The organism is Pseudomonas sp. NY5710, from assembly GCF_013305665.1.
GTDB classification, from domain to species: domain Bacteria; phylum Pseudomonadota; class Gammaproteobacteria; order Pseudomonadales; family Pseudomonadaceae; genus Aquipseudomonas; species Aquipseudomonas juntendi.
In genome coordinates this window covers 5,502,770-5,528,704 of record NZ_CP045554.1, presented here as the reverse complement: position 1 = coordinate 5,528,704, position 25,935 = coordinate 5,502,770, and the positions used below count along the sequence as shown (strand labels likewise).

Annotated in this window: 32 protein-coding genes and 1 pseudogene; 14 read left to right on the top strand and 19 right to left on the bottom strand. The window is 60.3% G+C overall.

The window, feature by feature from the left end; translation table 11 throughout:
* The first annotated feature begins 77 nt into the window (after positions 1–77).
* Positions 78–296 carry a co-regulatory protein PtrA N-terminal domain-containing protein gene (locus GEV39_RS25500; protein ID WP_004574529.1) on the top strand — a complete coding sequence of 73 codons (219 nt, stop codon included), beginning with the start codon at positions 78–80 and terminating at the stop codon, positions 294–296.
* A gap of 152 nt (positions 297–448) precedes the next feature.
* On the opposite strand, the gene merR is transcribed toward GEV39_RS25500, so the two are convergent.
* Entirely contained in the window at positions 449–868 is a 420-nt protein-coding gene (gene merR / locus GEV39_RS25495) for a mercury resistance transcriptional regulator MerR (protein ID WP_004574528.1), read from the bottom strand.
* 71 nt (positions 869–939) lie between these two features.
* Here merR and merT point away from each other — a divergent pair, with 71 nt between their 5' ends.
* The 8 genes from merT (at position 940) to GEV39_RS25455 (ending at position 5,085) form a co-directional block, all read left to right on the top strand.
* On the top strand, positions 940–1,290 hold the full coding sequence (merT, locus tag GEV39_RS25490; protein ID WP_004574527.1) for a mercuric ion transporter MerT: 351 nt from the start codon (positions 940–942) through the stop codon (positions 1,288–1,290).
* A gap of 13 nt (positions 1,291–1,303) precedes the next feature.
* Positions 1,304–1,582, top strand: a complete 279-nt coding sequence (merP, locus tag GEV39_RS25485) for a mercury resistance system periplasmic binding protein MerP (protein ID WP_004574526.1) — start codon at positions 1,304–1,306, stop codon at positions 1,580–1,582.
* A 12-nt stretch (positions 1,583–1,594) separates the two neighbouring features.
* Positions 1,595–2,026 (top strand): organomercurial transporter MerC, encoded by a 432-nt coding sequence (gene merC / locus GEV39_RS25480; protein WP_004574525.1) that lies wholly within the window; start codon positions 1,595–1,597, stop codon positions 2,024–2,026.
* 12 nt (positions 2,027–2,038) lie between these two features.
* Positions 2,039–3,721, top strand: a complete 1,683-nt coding sequence (gene merA / locus GEV39_RS25475) for a mercury(II) reductase (protein ID WP_004574524.1) — start codon at positions 2,039–2,041, stop codon at positions 3,719–3,721.
* 20 nt (positions 3,722–3,741) lie between these two features.
* Complete coding sequence (locus GEV39_RS25470) at positions 3,742–4,158, top strand: hypothetical protein (RefSeq protein ID WP_004574523.1); 417 nt, start codon at positions 3,742–3,744, stop codon at positions 4,156–4,158.
* A complete protein-coding gene (gene merD / locus GEV39_RS25465) occupies positions 4,158–4,520 on the top strand; it encodes a mercuric resistance transcriptional repressor MerD (protein ID WP_004574522.1) in 363 nt (120 codons plus the stop codon). Before GEV39_RS25470 ends, merD begins: the two co-directional genes overlap by 1 nt.
* Complete coding sequence (gene merE / locus GEV39_RS25460; protein WP_004574521.1) at positions 4,513–4,749, top strand: broad-spectrum mercury transporter MerE; 237 nt, start codon at positions 4,513–4,515, stop codon at positions 4,747–4,749. The genes merD and merE overlap by 8 nt, the downstream gene beginning before the upstream one ends.
* Positions 4,750–4,872: 123 nt before the next feature.
* Entirely contained in the window at positions 4,873–5,085 is a 213-nt protein-coding gene (locus tag GEV39_RS25455) for a DUF3330 domain-containing protein (RefSeq protein WP_004574520.1), read from the top strand.
* Positions 5,086–5,222: 137 nt separating this feature from the next.
* On the opposite strand, the gene GEV39_RS25450 is transcribed toward GEV39_RS25455, so the two are convergent.
* From GEV39_RS25450 to GEV39_RS25440, 3 genes are read right to left on the bottom strand one after another with little or no spacing between them, the layout of a single operon-like run.
* A complete protein-coding gene (locus tag GEV39_RS25450; protein ID WP_004574519.1) occupies positions 5,223–8,219 on the bottom strand; it encodes a Tn3 family transposase in 2,997 nt (998 codons plus the stop codon).
* 3 nt (positions 8,220–8,222) lie between these two features.
* On the bottom strand, positions 8,223–8,633 hold the full coding sequence (locus GEV39_RS25445) for a putative toxin-antitoxin system toxin component, PIN family (protein WP_004574518.1): 411 nt from the start codon (positions 8,631–8,633) through the stop codon (positions 8,223–8,225).
* Positions 8,633–8,872, bottom strand: coding sequence for a ribbon-helix-helix domain-containing protein (locus GEV39_RS25440; protein ID WP_004574517.1), 240 nt, complete (start codon positions 8,870–8,872; stop codon positions 8,633–8,635). Before GEV39_RS25440 ends, GEV39_RS25445 begins: the two co-directional genes overlap by 1 nt.
* Before the next feature lie 201 nt (positions 8,873–9,073).
* Between GEV39_RS25440 and GEV39_RS25435 the strand changes: the two genes are divergently transcribed.
* Together GEV39_RS25435 and sdhC are read left to right on the top strand one after the other, a co-directional pair.
* Complete coding sequence (locus GEV39_RS25435) at positions 9,074–10,000, top strand: recombinase family protein (RefSeq protein WP_004574516.1); 927 nt, start codon at positions 9,074–9,076, stop codon at positions 9,998–10,000.
* Positions 10,001–10,110: 110 nt separating this feature from the next.
* Positions 10,111–10,485 carry a succinate dehydrogenase, cytochrome b556 subunit gene (sdhC, locus tag GEV39_RS25430; RefSeq protein ID WP_005005993.1) on the top strand — a complete coding sequence of 125 codons (375 nt, stop codon included), beginning with the start codon at positions 10,111–10,113 and terminating at the stop codon, positions 10,483–10,485.
* An 860-nt stretch (positions 10,486–11,345) separates the two neighbouring features.
* Here sdhC and GEV39_RS25425 read toward each other — a convergent pair.
* The 5 genes from GEV39_RS25425 to GEV39_RS25405 all read right to left on the bottom strand — a co-directional run bounded on the left by GEV39_RS25425 (position 11,346) and on the right by GEV39_RS25405 (position 14,243).
* On the bottom strand, positions 11,346–11,612 hold the full coding sequence (locus GEV39_RS25425) for a hypothetical protein (protein ID WP_003464988.1): 267 nt from the start codon (positions 11,610–11,612) through the stop codon (positions 11,346–11,348).
* Positions 11,613–11,781: 169 nt separating this feature from the next.
* On the bottom strand, positions 11,782–12,063 hold the full coding sequence (locus GEV39_RS25420) for a DUF427 domain-containing protein (RefSeq protein ID WP_003464986.1): 282 nt from the start codon (positions 12,061–12,063) through the stop codon (positions 11,782–11,784).
* Positions 12,064–12,130: 67 nt separating this feature from the next.
* Positions 12,131–12,403 carry a glutaredoxin 3 gene (gene grxC / locus GEV39_RS25415; protein ID WP_005005995.1) on the bottom strand — a complete coding sequence of 91 codons (273 nt, stop codon included), beginning with the start codon at positions 12,401–12,403 and terminating at the stop codon, positions 12,131–12,133.
* Positions 12,404–12,856: 453 nt separating this feature from the next.
* Entirely contained in the window at positions 12,857–13,603 is a 747-nt protein-coding gene (locus GEV39_RS25410) for a ferredoxin reductase (protein WP_002118292.1), read from the bottom strand.
* Positions 13,596–14,243: a sulfite oxidase-like oxidoreductase gene (locus GEV39_RS25405; RefSeq protein ID WP_002118288.1), complete on the bottom strand. Its 648-nt coding sequence runs from the start codon at positions 14,241–14,243 to the stop codon at positions 13,596–13,598. Before GEV39_RS25405 ends, GEV39_RS25410 begins: the two co-directional genes overlap by 8 nt.
* 422 nt (positions 14,244–14,665) lie before the next feature.
* Here GEV39_RS25405 and GEV39_RS25400 point away from each other — a divergent pair, with 422 nt between their 5' ends.
* A complete protein-coding gene (locus GEV39_RS25400) occupies positions 14,666–15,136 on the top strand; it encodes a TlpA family protein disulfide reductase (RefSeq protein WP_003464979.1) in 471 nt (156 codons plus the stop codon).
* 325 nt (positions 15,137–15,461) lie between these two features.
* On the opposite strand, the gene GEV39_RS25395 is transcribed toward GEV39_RS25400, so the two are convergent.
* The 3 genes from GEV39_RS25395 to GEV39_RS25385 all read right to left on the bottom strand — a co-directional run bounded on the left by GEV39_RS25395 (position 15,462) and on the right by GEV39_RS25385 (position 17,331).
* Positions 15,462–15,755 (bottom strand): DUF1330 domain-containing protein, encoded by a 294-nt coding sequence (locus GEV39_RS25395; protein WP_010591688.1) that lies wholly within the window; start codon positions 15,753–15,755, stop codon positions 15,462–15,464.
* Between the two features lie 58 nt (positions 15,756–15,813).
* Positions 15,814–16,245 (bottom strand): GlcG/HbpS family heme-binding protein, encoded by a 432-nt coding sequence (locus GEV39_RS25390; RefSeq protein WP_173891623.1) that lies wholly within the window; start codon positions 16,243–16,245, stop codon positions 15,814–15,816.
* Between the two features lie 72 nt (positions 16,246–16,317).
* Positions 16,318–17,331 carry a zinc-binding alcohol dehydrogenase family protein gene (locus tag GEV39_RS25385; protein ID WP_002118279.1) on the bottom strand — a complete coding sequence of 338 codons (1,014 nt, stop codon included), beginning with the start codon at positions 17,329–17,331 and terminating at the stop codon, positions 16,318–16,320.
* Positions 17,332–17,406: 75 nt separating this feature from the next.
* On the opposite strand from GEV39_RS25385, the gene GEV39_RS25380 reads away from it, so the two are divergent.
* Positions 17,407–17,574 carry a hypothetical protein gene (locus GEV39_RS25380; protein ID WP_016487060.1) on the top strand — a complete coding sequence of 56 codons (168 nt, stop codon included), beginning with the start codon at positions 17,407–17,409 and terminating at the stop codon, positions 17,572–17,574.
* Between the two features lie 204 nt (positions 17,575–17,778).
* On the opposite strand, the gene GEV39_RS25375 is transcribed toward GEV39_RS25380, so the two are convergent.
* The 7 genes from GEV39_RS25375 to istA form a co-directional block, all read right to left on the bottom strand.
* Positions 17,779–18,747 carry a magnesium and cobalt transport protein CorA gene (locus tag GEV39_RS25375; RefSeq protein ID WP_003464971.1) on the bottom strand — a complete coding sequence of 323 codons (969 nt, stop codon included), beginning with the start codon at positions 18,745–18,747 and terminating at the stop codon, positions 17,779–17,781.
* The gene (locus tag GEV39_RS25370) at positions 18,744–19,448 is read right to left on the bottom strand and encodes a glutathione S-transferase N-terminal domain-containing protein (protein WP_003464969.1); all 705 of its coding nucleotides are present in this window, start codon (positions 19,446–19,448) and stop codon (positions 18,744–18,746) included. The genes GEV39_RS25375 and GEV39_RS25370 overlap by 4 nt, the downstream gene beginning before the upstream one ends.
* Before the next feature lie 140 nt (positions 19,449–19,588).
* Positions 19,589–20,128, bottom strand: a complete 540-nt coding sequence (gene msrA / locus GEV39_RS25365) for a peptide-methionine (S)-S-oxide reductase MsrA (protein WP_003464967.1) — start codon at positions 20,126–20,128, stop codon at positions 19,589–19,591.
* Between the two features lies 1 nt (position 20,129).
* Positions 20,130–20,573: a peptide-methionine (R)-S-oxide reductase MsrB gene (msrB, locus tag GEV39_RS25360; RefSeq protein WP_003464965.1), complete on the bottom strand. Its 444-nt coding sequence runs from the start codon at positions 20,571–20,573 to the stop codon at positions 20,130–20,132.
* Positions 20,574–20,855: 282 nt separating this feature from the next.
* Complete coding sequence (locus GEV39_RS25355; protein WP_076611919.1) at positions 20,856–21,977, bottom strand: ISAs1-like element ISPa60 family transposase; 1,122 nt, start codon at positions 21,975–21,977, stop codon at positions 20,856–20,858.
* A 354-nt stretch (positions 21,978–22,331) separates the two neighbouring features.
* Positions 22,332–23,135: an IS21-like element ISPst3 family helper ATPase IstB gene (istB, locus tag GEV39_RS25350; protein ID WP_071890699.1), complete on the bottom strand. Its 804-nt coding sequence runs from the start codon at positions 23,133–23,135 to the stop codon at positions 22,332–22,334.
* Positions 23,128–24,627 (bottom strand): IS21-like element ISPst3 family transposase, encoded by a 1,500-nt coding sequence (istA, locus tag GEV39_RS25345; RefSeq protein WP_110992713.1) that lies wholly within the window; start codon positions 24,625–24,627, stop codon positions 23,128–23,130. Before istA ends, istB begins: the two co-directional genes overlap by 8 nt.
* Before the next feature lie 117 nt (positions 24,628–24,744).
* Here istA and GEV39_RS25340 point away from each other — a divergent pair.
* Positions 24,745–25,641 (top strand): annotated as a pseudogene (locus GEV39_RS25340) (DEAD/DEAH box helicase); the annotation flags it as partial.
* Between the last annotated feature and the right edge of the window lie 294 nt (positions 25,642–25,935).

Genomic DNA, 25,935 nt, shown 5'->3' with positions numbered 1-25,935 from the left:
TCCATCTCTCCTTGATTCCGTACTTAACTACGGAGATAGAGTCGGCTCGTGGGTAGAAAACCCGAGAGGAGGCTGTTATGAAATACCTAAGACTACTGCTGATAGTTGGTGCGACTCTGCTGTCATCCACCGTATGGGCCGAGAGCGGGAGCGACCGTTCAATCGAGCGAATCGCCGCTATGCGCGACAAGGCTGAGGCGGCCTTGGTGGCGGAAACCGCCAAGAAGATTGAGCAACTGGGGGCCACGGCGGCTGGCCGGGTCGAGGCGCAGCCCGGCTGTCCGCCTGCAAAGTAGAACATGAGCTGCTGATGCAGTACTAACCTGTGGCCTATGCAAGTGCTCCTTTGGCCATTCAGCGGCGCTCAATGAGCGCCGCTGTTTTGCCAAGCGCAAGCCGACCCCGGAGGTGCCTCACGCATCGGGAAATCCTCGGTTAACGCGCGGAGTCAGCGCAGTTCCTTTTCCCCCTGCAGCGAAACGATCAGCGGACAGGAAACCGTCCCGTGGCTCGCACAACAATCGTGAACCAGCCGCGCCAACACCGACTCGATCCGCCGCAGATCCGCGAGTTTCCCCCGCACATCCTCGAGCTTCTGCTCGGCGAGCACGCGCGCTTCGTCGCAGTGAGCGCCGTCATCCAATCGCAACAGCCCGGCCACCTCATCGAGGCTGAAGCCCAGTCGTTGCGCGGATTTGACGAATTTCACCCGGGCCACGTCCGCCTCGCCGTAGCGGCGAATGCTGCCGTAGGGCTTGTCCGGTTCGGGCAACAGCCCCTTGCGTTGATAGAACCGGATGGTTTCCACGTTGACCCCGGCCGCCTTGGCGAAGGCGCCGATGGTCAGGCTTTCCACAGTGTTTTCCATACTGCTTGACTCCGTACTTGACTACGGAAGTAACCTTAAACCATCGCTCACATGCTCGAAAGGAGAAATGCATGTCTGAACCATCAAACGGGCGCGCCCCTCTTGTCGCCGGGGGGCTTGCGGCGATTCTCGCCTCGACTTGCTGTCTTGGGCCGCTGGTTCTGATCGCACTGGGATTCAGCGGGGCCTGGATCGGCAACCTGACCGTGCTGGAACCTTACCGCCCGCTCTTCATCGGTGCGGCGTTAGTCGCGCTGTTCTTCGCCTGGCGACGCATTTTCCGCCCGGCTCAAGTCTGCAAACCGGGTGAGGTCTGCGCCGTGCCCCAGGTACGCACCACCTACAAGCTGCTGTTCGGGCTGGTAACGGCCTTGGTGCTGGTCGCGCTCGGCTTCCCCTACATCCTTCCCTTGTTCTACTGATCAGGAGTCCGCCATGAAAAAACTGCTTGCATCCTTCGCCCTCGCCACCCTAGTCGCCGCACCTGCCTGGGCGGCCACGCAGACCGTCACTCTGGCGGTGCCGGGCATGACCTGCGCCGCTTGCCCGATCACGGTGAAGAAGGCGCTGACCAAGGTCGAGGGCGTGACCAAGGCCGAGGTGAGCTATGAGAACCGCGAGGCCATCGTCACCTTCGATGATGCCAAGACCAATGTCCAGGCGCTGACTAAGGCGACCGAGGACGCCGGCTACCCGTCCAGCGTCAAGCAGTAGGCGGGCATTCCGATGGCAAACCCTTTCAATTTGTTCACGCGGATCGGTGACAAAGCCGGGTCCGTTGGCGTGCTGATTTCTGCCATAGGCTGTGCCTCGTGTTTCCCCGCCCTTGCCGGTCTGGGGGCCGCGATCGGTCTGGGCTTTCTGAGCCAGTGGGAAGGCCTGTTCATCACCACGCTGCTGCCGTTATTTGCCGGGCTGGCCCTGCTCGTCAATGCCCTCGGCGGGTTCAGTCACCGGCAGTGGCGACGCGCTGCGCCTGGCCTGATCGGCCCGGCCCTGGTGCTGATAGCGGTGTATTTGATGCTGGCTCACGGCTGGCGGAGCGGCTGGCTGCTCTATATCGGCCTGGCCCTCATGTTTGGGGTGTCCATCTGGGATCTCGTGTCGCCCGCCCACCGCCGTTGCTCCCCGACGTCCTGTCCGACTCCGCCAAAATGAAGGAATAACACTATGACCAAACTACAAATCGTCGGCATGACCTGCGCCTCCTGTGTCGAGCATGTGAAAGAGGCCTTGGAGAAGATCCCCGGCGTGCATCGGGCGGATGTTTCCTACGCCAGCGGGAAGGCCGAACTGAAGGTCGACGAGGGCGTAAGCCGTGAACAGATGCAGGCCGCCGTCGAGGCCCTGGGGTATCGAGCGGCGTTCGAAGACGCCACGGCACCTACCCGCTCAGGCCTGCTCGACAAGGCGCGGGGCTGGTTGAGCGGCAGCATTGGCGCCGGGAAAGATGGCGACAGGCTCCACGTGGCGGTCATCGGCAGCGGTGGCGCCGCCATGGCGGCCGCGCTCAAGGCGGTGGAAGGCGGTGCGCGCGTCACCCTGATCGAGCGCGGCATCATCGGCGGCACCTGCGTCAACGTTGGCTGCGTGCCCTCCAAGATCATGATTCGCGCCGCGCATGTGGCCCATCTGCGGCGCGAGAGCCCGTTCGACGCCGGACTGTCCACCACGAGCCTGACCGTCCTGCGCGAGCGGTTGCTCGCCCAGCAACAGGGTCGTGTCGACGAACTGCGCCACGCCAAGTACGAAGGCATTCTGGAGAGCACGCCGGCGATCACCCTGGTACGCGGCACCGCCCGTTTCCAGGACGGCCGCACGCTCAGCGTGGAACTGGCCGAGGGCGGCGAGCGCATCGTCGCCTTCGACCGCTGCCTGATCGCCACCGGCGCGAGCCCGGCCGTTCTACCGATTCCCGGACTCAAGGACACCCCGTACTGGACCTCGGACGAGGCGCTGGCGAGCGACACCATTCCTAAGCGGCTCGCCGTGATCGGCTCCTCGGTGGTGGCGGTGGAACTGGCGCAGGCCTTTGCCCGGCTGGGCAGCAAGGTCACGGTCCTGGCACGCAGCACGTTGTTCTTCCGCGAAGATCCGGCCATCGGTGAAGCGCTGACGGCAGCCTTCCGTATGGAGGGCATCGAAGTGCTGGAACACACGCAAGCCAGCCAGGTGTCCCACGTCGACGGCGAGTTCATCCTGAGCACCAATCATGGCGAGCTGCATGCCGACCGACTACTCGTCGCCACCGGCCGCACGCCCAACACCCAAGGCATGAATCTGCAAGGCGCCGGCGTGAAGCTGGACGAACGCGGTGCCATCCAGATCGACTCGGGCATGCGCACCAGTGCCCCGGATATCTATGCGGCCGGCGACTGTACCGACCAGCCGCAGTTCGTCTACGTGGCGGCGGCCGCAGGCACCCGTGCGGCGCTCAACATGACCGGCGGCGAGGCGAAGCTCAATCTCGACGCCATGCCGGCCGTGGTGTTCACCGATCCGCAGGTGGCCACCGTGGGCTACAGCGAAGCGGAGGCGCACCACGCCGGCATCGAGACCGACAGCCGCACCTTGACCCTGGATAACGTGCCACGCGCACTGGCCAACTTCGACACGCGGGGTTTCATCAAGCTGGTCATCGAGGAAGGTAGCGGACGGCTCATCGGCGTGCAGGCGGTGGCCCCGGAGGCGGGCGAACTGATCCAGACCGCCGCCATCGCCATCCGGGCGCGGATGACGGTGCAGGAACTGGCCGACCAGTTGTTCCCCTACCTGACGATGGTCGAGGGGCTGAAGCTCGCGGCGCAAACCTTCGCCAAGGACGTCAAGCAGCTGTCCTGCTGCGCCGGGTAATGAGCGCGCGAGGTTGAAGCATGAACGACACGGCAAGCGATCTCGGCAGTCGCGACAGCCTGCGCAAGACCTGGCAGGTAATCAGCTTATGGGGGCTGCCTGCCGTCGTGGCGACCATAGCGCTTGTTCTGGCGGATCGACGCCCTGCGTTGTTCCTGGCAGCGAGCGCCGCGCTACTCGTGATGGGCGGCGCCTGCCTGGTCAACGCCGCGCGCTGTCGCCGCCTTCACTGCTACATCACCGGGCCGTATTTCCTGATGCTCGCGCTGGGTGCGCTGCTGGCTTATGGGTTTGCCCCAAACGGCGAGTATCACTCCCGGCTGTGGTTGCTCCTGGCACTAGGGGTTACGCCATTGCTCATCTGGCTACCTGAACGCCTAGCCGGAAGGAAATATCTGAGCGCCCTAGTTTGCGGGGAAGACCGGGAGTGTCGGTGATGAATGCCTACACCATATCCAGACTGGCCGAGGACGCGGGCGTCAGCGTGCATGTGGTGCGCGACTATGTGCTGCGTGGCTTGCTGCACCCCGCGCGGCGCACGGAGAGCGGTTACGGCATTTTCGATGAGCGGTCCCTGGCGCGTCTGCGCTTCGTGCGCGCCGCCTTCGAGTCTGGTATCGGGCTCGACGAATTGGCACGGCTCTGCCGGGCGCTCGATGCGGACGATGGCGCCGACTTGATCGGCTGCGTCGAGTGCCTGCTCCGGCTAGTCACGGCACGGCAGGCGGCCTTAGCCGCAGTGGCAACCCAGCTGGCCGGGCTGACTCATTGCGCCGGCGAAGGTTCTGCCTATGCGTAACGCCGATCACGTTGAGTCAAGCAAGGTCTTCCGCTGGCGTGCTTACACCTGGGGCGTGCTCGCCGCGCTCACCTGCCCTTGCCATCTGCCGGTGCTGGCATTGCTGCTTTCGGGGACAGCGGCCGGCGCGTTCGTCAGCGAGCAGTGGAGCCTCGCGACGCTCGTGCTGGCGGTTTTCTTCATCCTCTTCCTGCGAGCGGCATTGCAGGCCTTTCGGAAGCGACCGTGACCCGCTCGGAGCACGGCGCGACCACCACTGCCGAGTTGGGCAGGGAGGCTGCAGGTCGATCGGCGCTCAGTCACGGGGGGAAAGCGTTGCTAGGTTTTCTTGGACGATGGAGGAACCCCCATCATGAACACAAACAACACCTCCACCATCAGCTGCTGCGAATGCTGCAAGGACATTCCCCTTGACGCCGCACTGACGCCGGAAGGTTCCGAGTATGTCGTGCACTTCTGTGGCCTGGAGTGCTATCAGCGTTTCATGTCGCGAGCAGATAAGAGGGCGGCATCCGAGCCTGATCACCCCTGCACACAAAAGGTCAGTACCCGTCAGGACGGCTAATTCGCGCTGCACCGGAAAAGTGGCTCTTGCTGGTCGCAGAAAGCGTGAGCCCGAGGACTCCGTCAGTCGCAATCCGTCTGAGCTGGAAGTGGCATCGAGTGCGGTGCCCGGCCGATTTCGAACCCAGGCCGTTACACCTACTGGTCGTCGTCCGGATTGCGCAGCGGCCGCAGTTCGCCGCGGGTAACCTCTTCCGGCACCGCGAAGGAGTAACGGCCCAGCATGTTGATGTGCTCGTGGATCAGTGGCGAGAGCCGCGCGACATCCTCCTCCAGCACCGGGTAGCCGTGCTGCCTGAGCCGTTCTACGGCCGCCGTCATGTAGAGGGTGTTCCACAGCACGATGATGTTCACCACCAGGCCGAGGGCGCCGAGCTGGTCCTCCTGGCCTTCGCGGTAGCGCTGGCGCAGCTCGCCGCGTTTGCCGTGGAACACGGCGCGGGCCAGGCTGTGGCGGCCTTCGCCCCGGTTCAGCTGGGTCAGGGTGGCGCGGCGCTTGGACTCGTCGTCGATGTAGGTCAGGGTGTGCAAGGTCTTCTCGATGCGACCGAACTCAGCCAGCGCCTGGGCCAGGCGGGTGGGACGATCCCCTGTTTGCAGGGTGCGCATGATGCCGGTGGCCGGCACTCGGCCGAGCTTGAGCGAGCCGGCCAGGCGTAGCAGGTCGTCCCAGTGCTCGGCGATCAGATCGAGCTTGACCGACTGCCGGGCCAGGCCGTTGAGTTTGCCGTAATCCGCCTCCGGGCGCGTGCGCCAGAAACGGGTACCGCCGACGTCGGCCAGGCGCGGGCTGAAGTGGTAGCCGAGCAGGCGGAACAGCCCAAACACCACATCGCTGTAGGCCCCGGTGTCGGTCATGATCTGCGTCGGCTGCAACTCGGTCTGCTGTTCCAGCACCACGGCCAGCAGCACCAGGCTGTCGCGCAGGGTGCCGGGCACGGTGATGGCGTTGAGGCCGGAGAACTGATCGGAAATCAAGTTGTACCAGGTGACGCCCCGGCCGGTGCCGAAATACTTCGGGTTGGGGCCAGCATGCACGGTGCGCACCGGTACCACGAAGCGCATGCCATCGGCGGAGGCGACCTCGCCGCCGCCCCAGACCTGGGCCAGCTCCAGTTGGCTCTGCGCCCCCACCAGAATGGCGTTTGCCACTGACAGCGTGTCGTCACGGATATAGTTCTGGCTGACCCAGGACAGCCGGTCGCGGCGTAGCGCCTGATTGTCGGTGCGGATCAGCGGCTCCAGGCCGGTGTTGCAGGCCCCACCCAGCAGCACCGCGCAGAGGCTGGTGACCAGGTTGTCGGCCCGCGCATTGCGCTCGGACACATGGGTGAAGGCCTCGGCGAAGCCGGTGCGAGCGGCGATTTCCAAGAGGATTTCCGGCAGATCGACACGCGGCATCAGATCAGCCACGGCTGCTCGCAGTTGCAGCAGCGAGTTCGGCTCCTCCAGCTTGTCCAGTGTGCCGAGCGAGAGCTCGGTCTTGCCCTCGGCGTTCTCGCTCAGCTGGATCGCGGGGTTGTCGGGTAGGCGGGCCGCGACCGCCTGCCAGGTCGCATCCAACTCGGCGCTCAGCGCATCCAAGGTGGTGCCGGCGTCAATGGTCAGGCCCAGCGAGCGGCAGATGATCGGCCGCGCCGCCAGCCATTCGGCACCGTCGAGCAGGCCGAGACGCGGGTCGGCATAGCGCCAACTGGGCGAGACGAACACGTCGCGCCGGCGCAGGGCCGTGCGCAGCGCATCGAGCGTGCAGAACACATAGGCGCCCATGTCGAGGGAGCCATCCTCGCGGGTAATGTGCTTCTGCCAAGCCTTGGCCACGATCTCCTGCGGCGCGTCATCCTCCGGTTTCCGGCGGGGCAGGTTCAGCTGCAACCAATCCAGGCCGGCGACCACGCCTTTGCCGGCCGGGCTGAAGCCGAAGCGGATGTGCTTGAGCAGGTCGGGCAGGAAACGGCGCACACTGCGGTAGCGCGCCTCCAGGGCGAGAAAATACACATCGTCAACCGGGCGGATCAGCGCATTGACATCTTCCAGGGCTTTCTCCAGCGAGGCCCTCGGCAGGTCGTTGAACAGCCGGGCGCGCACGTTGTCATCGCTGATTGAGCTGTCCAGCACGACCTTGCACGCGGCGGCGAGCGTCGCCGCCGAGCGATCCAGGTCTTTCAGGCTGCGCATGCGGGCTTTCTTGTCGGCCTTCTCCGCGTTGCTGAACAGGTCGCGTAACAGCGCTTCCAGGACCTCCAGGGCGTCGTCGTGCGCGGTGGCCTCCAGGCACAGGGCGAACGCCACCAGTGTCGCCATCCGCCGCGACGCCGGCAGCCGGTTGATCGCCGTGACCTTGGCGGTGTTGGCGAAGCGAGCCAGGGCCGCGATACGGCTGGGCGGGATGTGCGCCGCCGCTGGCAAGGCGATGCCGATGCCGCGCACGTCATCAAGCCGGCGCAGCGCCCGAATCAGTGCGGGGCCACTGACCATCACCGGGCCGGAGCGCAGTTGATCCAGCCGGGAACTGCGGTTGCCTTCGGCGACCAGCAGCAAGTCCTGTAGCTGCTGCCGTTGCGCCTCGCTCACACTGCGGCCAAGGGTTAGCCAGAGGCGTTCTTCGACCCGGCTGCGCAGTTGGGCGATGAACCGTTCCAGAACGGTGACGCCGGGCAGTAAAACCTTGTGCGTCAGCAACCAGGTCGTCGCCCGATTGAACAACTCGCCAGGACGATCTGTCCCTGTCCAACAGAGCGCATACAGCCAGCGGGCAAGTCGAAAGCCGACGCTGGAATCAGCAAACACCCGATAGCCGTAACGCTCCTGAATCTCGGCGGCATGACGTTGACGTTGGCGGGTTTCGGCATAGGCCAGGATACAAGTTGGATCGGTAATGCCTAACTGGCGACTGAGCGCTTGCAGCACCTCTTGGGGGACGGCTGAAAAGTCGTCGGGAAAAGTGCCCAGGTAGCGGATGCTGGTCAGTTGGGTGGCGTAGCCAAGGCGGTTGTGCTCGCCGCGCAGCGGTAGGAGGATTTTGTGGTCGTCGTCGCTCAGGTGGAAGTAGCGTTCCAGCTCCTCACGACTGGGGGCATCGACATAGCGGCCAAAACCGTCGCGTTGCTCCTGGGTCAGAAAACCGACCGGCATCGATCACAGCACCTCGGCGCAGAACACGGCGGGCGTGACAATCCGCGTGCGTTCGATGTGCCCGCGTTGCAGCAGGCCGGCGCGGCGATCACCGGTCACCAGGTAGTCCGCATCGCCTGCCAGGGCCATGGCCAGCAGAAACGAGTCATCCGGATCATCGGCTTCGACCTCGATGGTCAGACGCTCCAGTACCACAGCCCGTTGCAGGTTATTGATCATGGCTCCCACTTTGGCGGGCTGAAGGATGGCCTGGAGCTTGGGGTAGCGGCTGGCTCGGCGGATTTCATCGAGCTGCATCCGCGAGGTCACTACCTCGAAACGCGCCGCCCGCCAGGCACGGTAGATCGCATCGGGCGCGCCATGCGGCGAGATCAGTGCGCTGAACAGGATGTTGGTATCCAACACGACCCGCATCAGCGCTTACGTGCCCAGTCGAGCGCTTCGTCAACCGCTTCGGTCAGCTCTGCCTCGCTCAGATGGGCATTAGCGGCCTTGGCCTGTTCGGCCGTCAGTTCCAGGATGTGGGCCCGCACCGCCTCTTCAATGAAGCGCGACAGGTCGCCTTTCCGGCCACCGCCCTGGCTGGCCAGAAACATCCGAAGCGACTGGTCGGTGTCGGCCGAGACGGCGACATTCCAGCGAATCGTATTCATGGCGTTCCCCGCTAGTAGGTGTTTGTGTGTTTATACGCCAATCACAAAGGGCTATGCAATGGTTCAAAAAAACCTTCGTTTTGCCGAACTTTAAGTGGACAGAAATCGGCTGGTTAACCTACCTGCGCTACGGTTCAAATAACTGGTACGCTTAATCAAAGTTCAACTATTACTAACGTAGTCGAGTAAACGGTACTTTTGATGAAGATCGGTTATGCGCGGGTGAGCACTCGGGATCAGAACGCCGACCTCCAGGTCGATGCCCTGAAACAGGCCGGGTGCGAACGCATCTATCAAGACATCGCCAGCGGCGCGAAAAGCGCCCGGCCGGAGTTGGACAAGTTGCTAGCCCATGTTCGAGCGGGCGACACCGTGGTGATCTGGAAGCTGGATCGCCTCGGGCGCTCCCTCAAACACCTGGTCGAGCTGGTCGGCGAGCTGGCAGAGCGCAAGGTCGGCTTGCAGAGCCTGAATGACCCAATCGACACCACCCACGCCCAAGGTCGCTTGGTGTTCAACCTGTTTGCCTCGCTGGCCGAGTTCGAGCGCGAGCTGATCCGCGAGCGGACTCAGGCGGGTTTGTCGGCCGCGCGGGCGCGGGGCCGGATCGGTGGCCGTCCCAAGGGCCTCCCAGCCAAGGCCGAGGCCACCTCCATGGCGGCCGAGACGCTGTACCGCGAGGGCCGCCTGAGCGTCAGCGCCATCGGCGAGAAGTTACACATCTCCAAGAGCACGCTGTACAGCTACCTGCGCCATCGTGGTGTTGAGATCGGCGCACACCAGAAGAGCGCCCAGCCGCGAGGTCAGCAACGCAATGTCGCGTCGCCGGCAGAGCCCGCCGCCGAGCAGGTGGCCACCGTCACGCTGCGCCTGGCGGTGGTGAACAACAGCAAGTTCGTTCGCGGCCGGAAACGGGCCAAGGAAAATATCGAGCGCTACTGCTTGGAGCCCTACAGTATGAAACGGCTGGAGTCGGGCAACTACGAACTGGCCATTCCGTATCGGAGCGACGATGAGCTGGACAAGACCGTGCATGACTTGCTGACCGAGATCAGCCAGGAAGCCGACATGCGCAACTGCTTTATCGAAGCCGATGCCTGGGAAGAAGGCTCTGAACGGCGCTGGTAGGGCTTAAGTGCACTTTCTGTTCCATTGCTCCCCAAACCCCAGTTACAGCTGCTATGATGAATGAGATCGAAAACTGAAATCCCCCACTAGAATTGTTGACTGGAGTCAAAATGAATAAAAAGCGGCCGGTTAATCTTGATATTCGAACCATTCAGCTTCCTCTCACGGCGCTTACATCGATTCTGCACCGGATTTCAGGAATTATGCTCTTTATTTTTCTGGGACTGATACTGTATATGCTGAGCAAATCGTTGGAGTCAGAAAAGGGTTTTAATGAAGTCAAGGAGATTTTTTCTTCACCTTTCGGCAAAGTTAGTTTCTGGTTGGTATACTCTTCATTTATTTATCATCTCGTAGCCGGAATTCGACACCTAGTTATGGATGTGGGTGTTGGTCATACTTTGAAAGGCAGCAATCGCGCCTCTACTATTGTTTTAGTAGTGTCGGGTGTTTTAATGGTTGCTGGCGCCGTATGGATTTGGTAGCTGTGGAGTCGTAATGCGTATTTACAAGGACTAAAAGCGTCCTTTAAAGCTAACTTACGAAAGTATTTATAATCGACGGTTCACGCTTAAACGGTTGAATCCTTTCGGGCTTCCGAATAGCTGTTAGCTGAAAGCTATCATGAGCTAAGTTTTCTGTGCATCATCAAATGTGTTAATGGGAGCGCCATAGTACTAGGTACAAATATGGCTCTAGGACAATGTTAGATGTTTTGGATTTTGAGGCGGATCGCTCTTATCGAAGATCGTCTAATTCGCTCTGAAGCGCAGGTTTTTTGAAACTATCACCTGGTTGGCACACTGTGCGAATCAACATCAGATATGAGAAAGCCAATCAGGTGAACACTACCCTCGAGGGCTCATCTGTCCAGTTAAAGCCTCGAGTCTTTCTGGGTGCGCAAAAGACAAGAAGGTTATATGGGAAAATTATGAGGCCTGGATACCATGCGTCATGGGCGTGCCGATGCTGTGAGTGACAGAGCGAGAAGCAAGTGAAAGTCCCTGAAGTAGGGGCGGGATGCGCCCGAGTGGCATTTTTTGTCTTAAGGTAGATCGCGTAGCTGTTCTTCAGAATAATCTTCAGAGCGTTGACGACAGCCATCGCTGTGCATTCCTCAAGAATAGAATGTGTCGGAAGGGTGGCGTCATTGGTGTTAGTCATCGCTTAGGATTTCTCAATCTGGCTTACACGGGCGCCTGTACCGATATCCCCGCGGATGGCGACGTATCGATGTTGAATTCCTCGCCAGACGAAGTGCAATGAGCTGCGGCTATAGGCTTGCGCAGCCTTAGATAGCCGGCCGTCGCAGGCGCGCCGGTTGGCCGGGATCTTCTTCTGCCCGTCAGGTGTCCGGTCGGAACTCCAGCACGAACGCTACGACCTTTTCGGCGGACATTTCGCACGGCTTCAACAATGTCCTATCTGATGTAACGCGGAAGAGGTTGAAGCTGACAATGTCAGTCCCGTCCAACTCCCTGGCGAACAGACTGTTGCGACGTCCGTCCCCAGATCGCCGGACGATCAAGCTGAAACGCCGGCCTTCATAAGTCCCTTCTCTGTATCCCTCCGCAAGCTTCGCGAAAGCGGCATCGAACTCGGAATGCTCCATGTCATCCATCCTTATTGATAGAACAGAGGCGCGGCGGGTGCGAGACCGCCAGTGCCGGGTCGCGCTAAGGTGCCGGGCAGATTCCTGCAGCCGACGAGGCCCGGGGTGGGCAGGATAATTGAGATGTCGGCGCCCGCATGGCTATCAGCGAAGTCGTCCGTCCAGTCTGCTAGGCAACGTCCACGCCTTTCCAGAAAGCGATGTAATCCCGGATACCCTCGGCATCCGGAGTGGGGGCGGGATAGGTCCAAGCGGCGTTCACGTTGAGCGCGTCACCCGCGCGAACATGAAAGAAGCGCGCGGCGCCTTTGATCGGACAGACAGATGTGTGCGGGCTCATCTCAAGCAGGCTCAGGTCGACTCCTGACGGTGGGAAGTAGTGATTTCCCTCGACGATGACTGTTTCGTCGCTTGTGGCGATAGTAGTGTCTTTCCAGATGGCTGAGACCAACGGACTCTCCTTTTGTATTCATCAACCGGCGAAGGCTCGCGGGCTGGCTGCCCCAAGCCGCACCTCCTCAGGTGGCAGGCGGGTTGCGTCCGAGAAGTTTGTCGAGCTCGCCTCTGACATCGAGCGCGAATAGCTCATCGGAGCCACCGATAAGGGTGCCATTGATGAAGATCTGCGGCACGGAGCTTCGCCCCGACGCTTCCGCCATGGCCTGCCGGTGAGCCGGATCCGCCTCAATATCGAGCTCCTTCCATCGCACGCCCTTTTCCTTGAGGAGCGCCTTCGCTCGGCGGCAGAACGGGCACCAATTCGTGGTGTACAGCAATACATCAGTTGTCATATTGCATCTCCGGCAGTTGCACGCGGATCGCTGTCATGGCGTTGATCTCCAATTCGCGGCGTTCAAAGATGGCGACTGCACCTTGGCCGACATCGGAGCAGATGCTGACGATTGGCCGCTATCCAGGCGACATGGCCCAAAGTGCTTTCACCGCCAGGCAGAGGCCGCACGCGCCTCCTGTAGCGCCGAGCCGATGCTCTAAGGTAACCGAGCCTCGATTGGGACGGAAGCGGTCCCGCTCGAATCGCCCATCATGCTGGTCGAGCATATCAGGACGACGGATAGTGCAGGAACTTTCAAATTGAGCTTGATGTCGAGCCAGGTATCGCGAGCGAAGGCGTTCTAGAGGCCGGGGGGTACGAAGACTGTGTTCGGCAAAACGGTTCACGTTGATCGCCAAAGCTTCCCAGGGCGCACGTCTACGATCGGCGCGACGTGAGATAGCTCGCGCCGCTAGCCCCCGTAGCGCTCCGTCTTGATGATGGAGGCGTCCAAGCCCGCCAGCAGCGCGCTATCGGTTGCGATGTTGACGAATCCGTTAGACCCGCAGACGAACACTTGCGTCGGCTTTCCCTGAAGCCTGGTTAGAATTTCTTGGACCATCATGCCGTCGATCCGTCGCGCAAAGTCCGATGCGCGAACCGGTTTCTCGCGCGTAATCGCGAGCGCCAGGACGAACGCCGGATCGCTGATTTCGATGCAATGAAGTTCTTCTGAGAAGAGAACGTCCTCGGCGGTTCGTGCGGACAGGAGCAACGCTGTCGGAACGGCTTGGGCCAATGCGCGGCGCTGCCGGATCATTGCCATCAACGGCACGAGGCCGGAGCCTCCCCCGATCAACAGAACCGGATCTATGGCAGGCTCAGGCCAAAGGAAATGGCCACCGAGCGGACCGCGAACTTCGATTTCGTCACCAATCGCCGCGATGTCGTGAAAAAACGGCGAAACTTCGGCATCCGGCATGCGCTCGATAGCTATCTCGACGATCGGGGTCGAAACTGCCGATGACGCGATCGAGTAGCTGCGCATTGCACTGTAGCCGTCGGGCGCGGTCAGCCGGATATCGACGTGCTGACCTGCGGTGTGCGCGAACGGCTTGCTCAACCGAAGGAAGAAGCTCTTGATACTCGGTGTTTGCTGGATGATGTCGTCGATCACGCATGATTGCCACGAACGGACTTGCGCTTCGTTTTCAGTCATGGGTGTATCGTTGTTCGCGCCACGGATCGCCGTAGATGTGATAGCCGTGCAGCTCCCAAAAGCCGGCCTCGTCACGCGTCGTGAATTGCAGCGCATTCACCCATTTGGCGGATTTCCAGAAGTAAAGGTGCGGCACTAGAAGACGCGCCGGCCCCCCATGATCGCGGGAAAGTGGCTTGCCCGCATAACTGAGGGCGACCATCGCTTTCCCGGAAAGCAGATCCGTCAGAGGGACGTTTGTCGAATAATTATCGTAGCAGTGCGCCAAGACGAAATCGGTAGGCCGATCAAGCTCTGCATCTGCAAGGATGTCTTCAATGAGTACACCCTCCCAAACGGTATCCAGTTTGGACCAAGAGGTGACGCAGTGAATATCCTTTGTCACCTGGGTCTTTGGTAGAGTGTTGAATTCGCCCCAATTCCACGTTTTGACGGGCTTCGGACCAATTTTGACTGTGAATTTCCAGTCGGAGGGCTCTACCCTCGGCGTAGGGCCGGCCGACAGAACAGGGAAATCCTCCACCAGATGCTGACCTGGCGGAATCCGATCGGACTGGTCGCCTGAACCGCGACCGGTGAAACCTCTGGTGACCATAGTGACCCCTCTTGCTCGATACGGCAGACCGAAGCCGGCCTTCATTTCAGTACTCTGCGTAAAGCATTTGCCCGCACATCCGCCGAATAAGCCAATCGACTAAAAATCAGATACAGATGCTCTATCATCGTAAAAAATCGCGTATCGAACATAGCGTCAGGCCAGCATGATTCCCAATACCCAATGGCTATAGGGTAGATAACCCCAAGGCTGCGTACGCTGATCTGCGGTATGCGGAGCGGAAGTTGCAGGTTCGCTCTCAAACGGATGGGCAGCGTGCAAAGCTCAAGGCTCACCAGCGCATGGTTGCCCAGTTCGCGCTCGCCGGCAGCTTGAGTATATTAAGGACGAAATGTCGATCTGATCTATTCTGGCTTCAGGAAATAGGGAAAATAAGGTCGGACGTTCGCGCACCGTCGCGACGCGCGATCATCCACTAAGCTTCTGTATCGGGGTTGGAGGATCAGATGAACGAGATCGAACGACAAGCGCCTGAGCTGCGGGTGCAAAAATGGATTGGCAAAGATGGGGAAAGTATCGCGCCGTTCAAACTGTCAGATATCGGGCCCGGCCCGAAAATCTTGTTTGCCTTCCAGCATTGGTGCCAAGGTTGCCATTTGCATGGGTTTCCGACGCTACAAAAGTTGCATGCAGCGTTGAGCTCAAAAGACGTGGGGTTCGCAGTGATCCAGACCGTCTTCGAAGGAACGCATGAGAATACCTTCGAGAAGTTGCGCGTGAACCAGCTCAAGTATGAGCTTCCTATCGTTTTCGGTCACGACGAGCAACCGACCGGCTCGCCGTTTCCAACCTTCATGGAAGACTACCGCACACGAGGAACTCCGTGGTTTACGGTTATCGACGCTGGCGGTAGCATTGTTTTCTCGGACTTCCATCTCGACGCGGAGCGACTAGTGAAGCAACTTGAGCAAGGTTAATCGTTGGAAGGTGGGCAATCATCCTGATTGCCACCCATCCCCTGATGCCCACTACAGGCGTTGCGCGCTGTAACTCTGTTGATCAGCGTGCGAAAACCCGGATCCGGATAGGAGGAGCGTCAACGATTGAATCAATCCGTTGGGAGAGGGCGGCTCCGCTCCGTCAGCTCGGCAATAGATAACCCATTCTCGCCGAGCAACTCTCTGATCCGATCGACGATATGAGCCCCTAGCGCCGCTGTCTTGGTCCCCCCCACAGATTCCCAAGATGCGAGTTCACACGCCGATACCTCGTGGTCAGCGCCGAAGTGCTTCTGTCGGTATGTCACCGCCGCCCTTCAATGATAAAGGCGCGGTAACGGGAACCGGCAAAGCGTTGAGCAGCGATGGTTTGGTAGGCGGGACTGTCATACCAGTCGCGAGCGGCCTGCATCGTCGGGAAACGCAAGATTACGGCCCCTTCGATGGGCGGCCCCTCCAAATGCTGGATCGCGCCATAAGCGGCGAGAAAGGTAACGTCGTGACCATCGAACGATGGTCCGACGCCTGCAGAATAGGTTGCGAGTGCATGTGGGTCGCTGGTTTCTTCCCGCGTAAAGACGACGAACGCTTCCATCATTAGGCCTCTCAAAGGTTGGATCTGTTGGCCATTACCACCGGTGATGGCCTCACAGTCGTCAGGCTGGCAACTGGAACCCGATTTTCATGAGTGCCTCGACGCACGCATCCTGATCCTGCTGATAGTTGCCTCCGGAGATGCCTATGCCGCCGATCAACTTCCCATCCTCCAGAATCGGATAACCGCCGCCGACAGCGACCATCCGAGGGAGATAGGCTAGCGGCGCCACTTTTGGATCGTTGGTCACATAGTCGTTCCAGACATGGGTCGGGAACCCAAACGAGGCGGAACTCCAGGCCTTGTCGATGGCAACATCGACGGTAAGGAACGGCGCATCGTCGGTGCGCTCGAACGCGCGCAGGTTACCGGTGGCGTCGACGACGGCGACGGCAGCCGGGATGCCGATGGCACGGGCCGCAGCGAGCGCCGCGTCGATGAGGGCGACTGCGGTTTCGCGGTTGATCGAGGCGGTGGCAATAGATTTGGTCATGGGATTCTCATCGCTGGGGCATAACCCGTTCGGCTTTTTGAGGTTGGACAAGATGTTTGGCGATCGCGGTCGTTAGAAGCCTTCGAGGACGATCTTGCCTTTAGCCGCGCCACTTTCGATCAGTGCATGCACCGTCTTCAGATTGGCGGCATTGATCGGCGACAGTCGCCGGGTCAGCGTCGTGCGGATTTTGCCGTCGTCAACCAGCGCTGCCATCGCATCCAGAATCTCGCCCTGCTCATTCATGTCGGGCGTGCCGTAGATCGACCGCGTGAACATCAGCTCGTGGTGGATCGACACCGCCTTGCGCTTGAAAACCATGATATCGAATGCCTTGGGATCGTCGATCAGTCCGAACCGTCCTTGTGGGGCGATCAGTTCGGCGATGTCGGCGACATGTTGCTCGGTATGTGTGGTCGAAAAGACGAAAGCGGGAGCACCGATGCCGAGTTCGGCGATCTGTGGCGCGAGCGGACGAGAATGGTCGATGACGTGGTGAGCTCCAAGCCCTCTTACCCACTCTTGGGTTTCCGGTCGAGAGGCTGTGGCGATGACGGTGAGGTCCGTGCGCTGTCGCGCGATCTGGACGGCGATCGACCCAACCCCGCCCGCGCCACCGATGATGAGGATCGCCTCCGCCGCACCGGGTACGGGCTTCGCCACGTCCAGGCGGTCGAACATCGCCTCCCAGGCCGTCAACGTCGTCAGCGGCAGCGCCGCCGCTTCCGCCCAGGAGAGCGACGCAGGTTTGTGACCGACAATCCGGGCGTCGACGAGATGGAACTCCGCATTGGTACCGGGCCGTGTGATCGATCCGGCATAATAGACCTCGTCGCCTAACTCGAACTGCGTGACGTCGGGGCCGACCTCGCGCACAATCCCGGCGGCATCCCATCCCAGCACCTTCCAATCGCCATCTGCCGGCGGCGTGCTGTTGCGGACCTTGTAGTCGACCGGGTTGACCGAGACGGCCTTCACCTCAACCAGGATATCGTATCCTGCAGCGACAGGCCGAGGCAGATTGATGTCGACCAGCGCGGCATCCGCGGCGATGGGTCCCGGAACCTTGTAACCAATGGCTTTCATAAATGTCTCCAGCTTGCTTGATCGGATGACGCGAATGCTCGTTAGTCAACTTCTTCTACATTGAGGTCCCGACTCTTGAACTGGGTCGCGGTAGCAGATTTCATCGAACACGTCGATCAACAGGCCCTTATGCTCGGTCGCCGGATCGGTGATCGCGTAGAGGGTGGAGGCGTTATCGCCATCATCACCGCTTCCGAGGCGAAACGCCGCGTCGACGCAGATGCCGCACGGACCGATGGTTGATCCTGGCTCGAGATCGACGAGATTGCTGTCCTTGACGCGCTATTCGCGGTCTTAGCCCTTGGCGATGAAGGACTGAACTGCTTGTAGAGCGTCGGTCAGCTGCTATGTCATGGACGCACCTTCATCTTGAGTTGGATTGGACAAGCTTCCGTATAAGGCCCGCTGTAACCGTCAGATGACGGCGAAGAAAACGATGGGCAGTATTCACAGCCACTTAGCCTTCTTGAAGCGCACAAATAGGAAAACGCACGATATCGCTATCACTCCGAGCACGACAAAGTATCCGTAGGCCGTGTCCAGCTCCGGCATGTGCTTAAAGTTCATGCCGTATATTCCAGCGATCGCCGTCGGGACTGCCAGTATTGCCGCCCAAGCCGCCAGCTGGCGGGTGATCACCCCCGTCCTTTGCGCTTCAAGAAGGCTGCTGGCCTCAAAGACCGTGGACAGGACAAGCAGGAGGCCGTCGACCATGGACTGCACGCGGTGGACATGGTCCGCGACGTCGTGGAAATATGGTGTCATTTCGGCGCTGATGCAGGGAAAGTGGCCGCGAACGAGCTTTCGCACCAGCTCGGCCATAGCCCCGAGCGTGCGCTGGAACCGCGTGAGTTCGGACCTTAGTTCGAAGATTCGCGCCACCTCTTCTGGCCCGAGGAAATCGTGCAGCGACCGTCGCTCCATCGCCAGGACGTCGTCCTCGATCATTTCGAAGATGGGCAGATACTGGTCGACCACGCGATGCAAGATCGCGTGCAGCACATAGTCGACACCCTTGCCGAACTGCGTCGGCGATGCCTCGAGTTGCTCCCGAAGTTTGCCCAGCGCTCCGGCATTGCCGTGCCGCACGGTGATAAGGTGATTGTGACCGGTGAAGATCGCCATCTTGCCGTAGCTGATCCGGTCGCCGACCAGCTCGGCGGTCTGCGCGACGACGTACAACTCATCGTTGTAGACCTCGAGCTTGGGCGGGCACAGCGGGTGCATCGCGTTGTCGATCGCCAACGGATGAAGATTATATGTCCTTTGGATCGCGAGTAGTTCCTCGGGGGTGGGTTCGCTAAGCGCGATCCAGCAGAAGCCCGAGCGACTCTCGCCCAACTTGACGTGCTCATCGAGCGCGATTTCGCGAACTCGCTTGCCTTCGTTGTAATAATAGGCGGCGATGATGCTCATGCTGGCCTCGCGGGAATGTGGAGGCCACGCTGGACGGCCGGTCGAGCCAGCCCGCGTCCAAGCCATGCGCGGACGTTCGAAAAGCTGCTGAGGCCAAGGATGTCACCCGCAGCGTAGAATTCCACCAGCGCATTCACCCAGCCGAGCGTCGCGATGTCCGCGATCGAATAGTCGTCGACGATCCAGTCGCGGCCTTCCAGCCGGCGATCCAGAATCCCCAGCAGACGCGTGGATTCGTCGATAAAGCGCTGTTGCGGCCGCTTGTCCTCATAGTCCTTGCCGCCAAATCGCAGGAAGAAGCCGAGCTGACCGAACATCGGCCCGATGGCCGACATCTGAAAGAACACCCACGCTAGGGTCTCGTAACGCTGGCCTGGTTCGGTGGAGATGAACTGACCCGTCTTGTCGGCCAGATAGAGGAGGATCGCACCGGATTCCCATAAGGCGATGGGTCTACCGTCAGGGCCAGCCGGATCGATGATCGCCGGTATGCGTCCGTTCGGGTTCAGCGACACGAACGCCGGATCCTTCGACTCGTTGTTCGAGATGTCGATCAGGTGGGGCTCGTACGCCAGGCCAGTCTCCTCAAGCATGATCGAGACCTTGACGCCATTGGGCGTAGGGGCTGCGTAGAGTTGCAGGCGATCGGGATGAGATGCCGGCCAGCGCTGCGTGATCGGAAAGGACGAGAGGTCTGGCATAAATCTGCGATCCTGGTGTTGCGATGGCGACTGACTGGAACGAGCCGTCACTCTGAAGTAGGGTTCGATGACCGCGTCGCTGAACGACGCGGTCACGAAGATTGCGGACCGGATCGGCGCAGTGGCAACGGCAGTGAAGCCTATTCCGCCGCGGTCCCGGCCGCTGGCTGTACGTCGTCAACCTTTTGGCGCTTCGGAAGCACCCAGCCGGGACGGACGAAGTGGCAGGTGTAGCCGCCCGGGCGCTTCTCCAGATAATCCTGGTGATCGGGCTCGGCCTCCCAGAACTCGCCGACCGGCTGGACCTCGGTCACCACTTTGCCATCCCACAGCCCCGAGGCATCCACATCGGCGATCGTATCCTCGGCGACGCGCTTCTGCTCCTCGTCGACATAATAGATGCCCGACCGGTAGGAGAGCCCACGATCATTGCCCTGGCGGTTCAGCGTCGTCGGATCGTGGATCTGGAAGAAGAATTCCAGGATGTTCCGGTAGCTCGTCACTGTCGGGTCGAAGACAATCTCGATCCCCTCGGCATGCGTGCCGTGATTACGATACGTGGCGTTCGGAATATCGCCGCCCGTGTAACCCACACGGGTCGAGATGATGCCGGGCCGCTTGCGGATCAGATCCTGCATGCCCCAGAAACATCCTCCTGCGAGAACAGCGCGCTGATGCATGTTAAGCCTCCTCTACTTGATCGAGATATTCACCGTATCCCTCGGACTCCATCTCGTCGCGCGGGATGAAGCGAAGGGACGCTGAGTTGATGCAGTACCGCAGACCGCCGCGGTCGGAAGGACCATCGGGGAACACATGGCCGAGATGACTGTCTGCGTGTACTGACCTGACCTCCGTCCGGACCATGCCGTGTGCGCTGTCCCGCACCTCGTTCACGTTTGCCGAAACGATCGGCTTGGTGAAGCTGGGCCAGCCAGTACCCGAATCGAACTTGTCCGTCGAAGCGAACAGTGGCTCTCCCGACACTATGTCGACGTAGATGCCAGGCTCCTTGTTGTCGTTGTACTCGCCCGTGAAGGGCCTTTCGGTGCCCGCCTCCTGGGTAATTCGGTGTTGCTCGGGAGTCAGGTGGTCGATTGCTGTCTGTGACTTTTCAAACTTCATTACAGTCTCCAATACTTATCTAGAGGGCCAGGCACGCTACCGCTAATTTTTTATGTCTCCTGATTTGCTCCTACAATGGTAGTGGGATGGCAAACGAGGTTTTACTAAGTGTTGGAAAATTAGAGATTTAAATTTCGCGTCTATTAGTTCTAGCGCAACTGAGTGGTTAAGCAAGTACGTAATCAGTAAATATTAAAAAAATAACACAAAAGCACGATTATATAATACAGTGTCAGTGTTTTATGATAATCAACAACGCCTGTCAAGGCAATCGCATGAAGCTCACCTGAGACCTAATAGTTCAGCCCGATAATCATCAGAGGTTGCAGCAATCAGCCTTCGTGCCTTGATGCCACCCTTGCGCTTGACCGGATCCAACCGGATCAAATTCAATGTAAGTTGCTTGAGAACGGCCATGTTGTGGGCAGCATGCCCGGTTCGGATCCGCATCTGATCGTCACCAAAAATGACATCCATGCACCAGTGGACGCGGTTCTCCACGCCCCAGTGCGCCCTGATGGCATGTGCGATGCGCTCTGCATCCGGAGCAAGACTGCTGATGTAGTAACGGCGCTCCAGGCTGGTCTGGTTGCCCACAGTCCGCTCGGACTCCAGCATCACGAAAGTGCGCAGTCCTGGCCAGCGTTCTGGCTGTGGCAGGCACTGGAGTTGGTCGAAAACATGGCTGCGACGAACCTCCAGCCGGCCATGGTCCTTCTCGACATGCTCGAAGTGCGCATGGGGTACCCGGGCAGGATCGCCGTCCAAAAAGGTGTCAGCGAAGTCATCGATCGCTTCGGCCAGCTTCGGCTGGTTTCCCTTGATGGCCAGCAGATAGTGCGCCCCGCGATCGAGAATGGCCTGTGCAATGTCCGGCTGGGTACCCATGGCATCGATCGTCACGGTGCAGCCCTCAAGCGCCAGTGTGGCCAGCAGCTCAGGAATGGCGGTCTTCTCGTTGGACTTCTGGGAGGTCGCCCTCTGCCCGAGAATCAGCCCTGAATCAGCCGCAAAAGCGCTGACCAGGTGCAACGGGGCCGTGTTTTTCTTGCCGGAGCGGCGACTGGTCTTGCCGTCTAGGGCAACCACTTGCGGAGAAAGGGCCGGTAGGATCGCCGCAACCCAACAGCGGAAGGCCTGCTCGAACTCCTCTGGATCGATCAGGCTGAATAGCCGTCCAAAGGTGTCGTGTGAGGGAATGCCGTGGGGTAGTTTCAGAATACGGCGGAACCAGTCCAGCCGCTGCTCAGCCCAGAGTTCGATTTCGATGAAGGTGTCAGCGCCGGCAAGCACGCCGCAGATAGCCACGACCAGTGTTTCGACCAGGTCGTGACGAATCTTGCCCTGCTGACGGGGATCATTGATGGCGACCAGAACATCGGAGATTGGTATGTGATGCGACATTGCAGGGCATCCTGAGTAGAGAGGCGCTCAGGATGCCCGCTGGGAAAGGACTCATTCAAATCGGCAGGCGTTCATGCGATTGCCCTGCAACGCCTGTTTAGATGCTGGTAGATGCGAATTTTTTGGCGTACAGTCAAAATTTTCTGATGGTTGCTTAGTGTGTTGGCGCTGATGGAAAATTGACCCACCCTGCCGATTGAAATTTGACCCAGGGCGGATTGCTGATTTTGTTACCAGCAACTGTGGATAAGTCTACCAGCGCAGCTGCTGTTGCCCCCACTCCTTCGCTAGCCCAGTTCAGTTGTTTAAGACCTGCCACACGCAGCCATGTAGCAGGCCGTCGTCGCCATGAAATCAGAACGGCTCATCGTCCTCCGGTTCCTGGCCGCCCTTACGCTTTCGCTCCCGTGATTTGATCTTGGCCTGGGCCGCCAAGCTACTGTGTTGCAGGCGATAGGACTCGTTACCGGTTTCGACGATGTGGCAGTGGTGGGTCAGCCGATCCAGCAGGGCGGTGGTCATCTTGGCGTCGCCGAACACGCTCGACCATTCGGCGAAGCTCAGGTTGGTGGTGATCACCACGCTGGTGTGTTCGTACAGCTTGGATAGCAGGTGAAACAGCAACGCACCGCCGGCCTGGCTGAAGGGCAGATAACCCAGTTCGTCGAGGATGACCAGATCCATGCGCAGCAGAGCTTGGGCGATCCGCCCGGCTTTGCCGTCGTGCTTTTCGCGCTCCAGCAGATTGACCAGATCGACCGTGGAGTAGAAGCGCACGCGCTTGCCGTGCCGGGTGATGCCGGACACGGCCAGCGCAGTGGCCAGGTGGGTTTTACCGGTGCCAGGCCCACCGATCAGCACCACGTTCTGCGCGGTGTCGGTAAAGGCCAGACTGGCCAGTTCGCTGATCAAACGAGCGTCTGCGCTGGAGGCGCTGAAGTCGAAGCCGGCCAGATCGCGGTGCATCGGCAGCTTGGCCATGTTCATCTGGTGGCTCACCGAGCGCATGGCGCGATCTGTGTGCTCTTGTTCCAGCAGGTGTTCGAGCAGCCACTTGGACGAGGCTGTGTTCGACTCACCCTGTGCAGTTAACTCCGCCAAGGCCGTGGCCATGCCGTGCAGGCGCAGCTCCTTGAGTTCCGCCATCAAATCACGCATGACCGACCTCCTCGGCCTGGCCACGCAGGCGGTCGTAGCGCGCCGTGTTAGCGACGGGGGCTTCCTTGAGCGACAAGTGGGTTTCGACGCTGGGTGGTGGTTCGGATGCTGTCAGCCGTGCCACGACATTGAGGATGTGTTCGGCGCTCAGGCTGCCGCTCTCCAGTACCAGCTCAACGGCTACCAGCACGGCATCGAGTCCGGCGACCGGTACGGCAGCCAGGACTTGCGCCATGATCCGGTCACCGCCGGCATGACGCCCCAGACCGTGCTTAAGCTGACGCAGCGGCGCCGGCAGATCAGCAAAGGGCGCGCCGTTGCGCAGCGCACCGGGCTTGCGTTCGATCAGCGGGAGGTAGTGCTGCCAGTCATAGCTGACCTGGTCGCGATCCAGCAAGCGGACATGGCTGGCGATCAGCGCGTCGTCAGCCACCACCTCGATTCGCGTCGGATACAAACGGCTGCTGACCCACTTACCCGCGTACTCACACGGCACCGAGTAGCGGTTGCGCCCGACGCTGACCAGGCAGGTGCTGGAGACCCGCGCAGGCCGCTCGACGTAACCGTCGAATGGCGCTGGCACAGGCATCAGTTCAGCGCGCTCCAACTCCAGCACTTCGGCCACACTCAGCCCGCTGTATTGAGGGTGCGTCAGCTCGTTCCAAAGCGCGCGGCAGCGCTGGCCCAGCCAGGCATTGAGTTCCTCGAAGGAGTGAAACTGGCAGTCCTGGGCGTCTAGCCAGATACGCCTGCGGCTGTCTTGCACGTTCTTTTCAACGATGCCCTTTTCCCAACCAGCGGCGACGTTGCAGAAGTCCGGATCGAACAGGTAATGCGCGCACATCACCGCAAAGCGTGCATTCACCGCCCGGCCTTTGCCCTTATTGACCTTGTCGACGGCCGTCTTCATGTTGTCGTAGATGCCCCGGCGCGGCACGCCGCCCAAGGCGCCGAACGAGCGTGTATGGGCGTCAAATAACATCTCATGGCCCTGGCTCGGATACGCCACAAGCCAGAACGCACGGCTGGCACACAGCTTCAGATGTGCCACCTGCATACGCCGGTAAATGCCGCCGACCAGCAAGCCTTCCTCGCTCCAGTCAAACTGAAACGCCTCGCCAAGAGCAAAGGTCAGCGGCACAAAGGCCTGCGACGCCTTGCCCTGTCCCCCTCGCCAGGCACGGATAAACGCGGTGAGCTGGCTGTAGCCACCGTCATAACCTTCGGCTTTGATTTGCGCCAACAGCGCCTTGGCACTGCGCCGCTGTTGCTTGGGGCGCAGCGAATCGGCTTTTAGCGCCTGCTCTAGCGTGGCGTGAAAAGGGCTGAGTTTGTTAAAGATCGCGCGGCGTTGGTACACCGGCTGCTTGGCCTCAGGTGCTCTGACCCACTTGCGAATCGTGTTGCGCGCCAGCCCGGTGCGCTTGGCTATCTCATGCAGCGACAGCTTGTCGCGGAAATACATCCGCCGAATTTTGCCCATCATTTCCATACTGATCACCCTGTGTTCTCCTGCTCAAAAATTGAGCAGAAGCAGTTGAACACCTGGGTCAGTTTTCAGTCGGCAGAACAGCCTCTACTGGGTCAGTTTTCGGTCAGCGGCAACACCCTGGCCCGCTACTCGTCCCCCGAGGGACACCTGATCTGCGACTACCGCTATGGCCTGAGGGAGGCCATTGCCGACGGGGTGTGCCGCGCGCCCCGCATCGTCCTTCTCGATAACCAGAAGGTGAAGCTAACTGAAGAACTGGAGACCGAGAGCACCGTCAGGCTGTTCCCCAGCATCGCCAAGCTGCTTGGTGAATCCCCCGTCACCTTCGAAGAGCTGTTGCGCCATGACGAGGTGATCGACCAACTGCTCGGCCTGGGATGCGCCAAGCTGGATGAGCTTCGCCAGATCAAGCCGGATGCAGCCGGCCTGGTGGTCGCCACCGATATTGAGCACGCCCAGCAGATTGTCCAGGCTCTGGAAGCCAGCGGGGAAGGTTGCCGCGTAGTGACCAACCGGACTCCGAATGCCCAACAGGTGATCAATGCGTTCAGGCACAGTGATTGCCGCTGGATCGTCGCTGTTGGGATGATCAGCGAGGGTACGGATATCCCCCGCCTGCAGGTGTGCTGCTACCTCAGCCGCATCCGTACTGAGCTGCACTACCGGCAAGTCCTGGGGCGCGTGCTGCGGCGGATGGGCGAGTCCGATGATCAGGCTTGGCTGTTCATGCTGGCGGAGCCAACATTGCGGCGCTTTGCGGAGCGCATTGCGGATGATCTGCCGGATGACCTGGCAGTGCTGAGCCGGGTGAAGATGCCCGCTGCCTCTTCTGGTTCGATGGCTGGTGGGATGGGGGCTACCTGCGATATCGATGGCTGCGGTGGAGGCGAGGCCGGGCAAAGTCTTGGTGCAGGTTTGGCGGGTGCCTACTCGCTGGGGGATTTTGCTGCTGAGCCGAGCTATCAGGTCAGTTTTTCTCAGCACTATCGGCAGTTGTTGTTGGCTTGCCTCTGATGGTCGGTAAGCAGTTAGCCCCAACTAGGGTGAGGCTGCCCGAAGTCTGACCGAGCCAACACAGGCCAGTCACCAGCCTTTCACCAATTCCGCGCCGAGCGGCCCAATGCGCTCTCGGGGCGTTCAGCTATTCGCGAAAGGCATCTCTTGGCCGATAGCTGGTCCGCTTTGTGCCACAAGCGGACGTTAAGTCGGTGAGTTATCTGTCTTGGCAAATCGGTTTGGGCCTAAGCCCTCGCTACACAGGAAATGGCGGCAACAACCTGGCCAGCAATAAAAAGCCGCCTTGCGGCG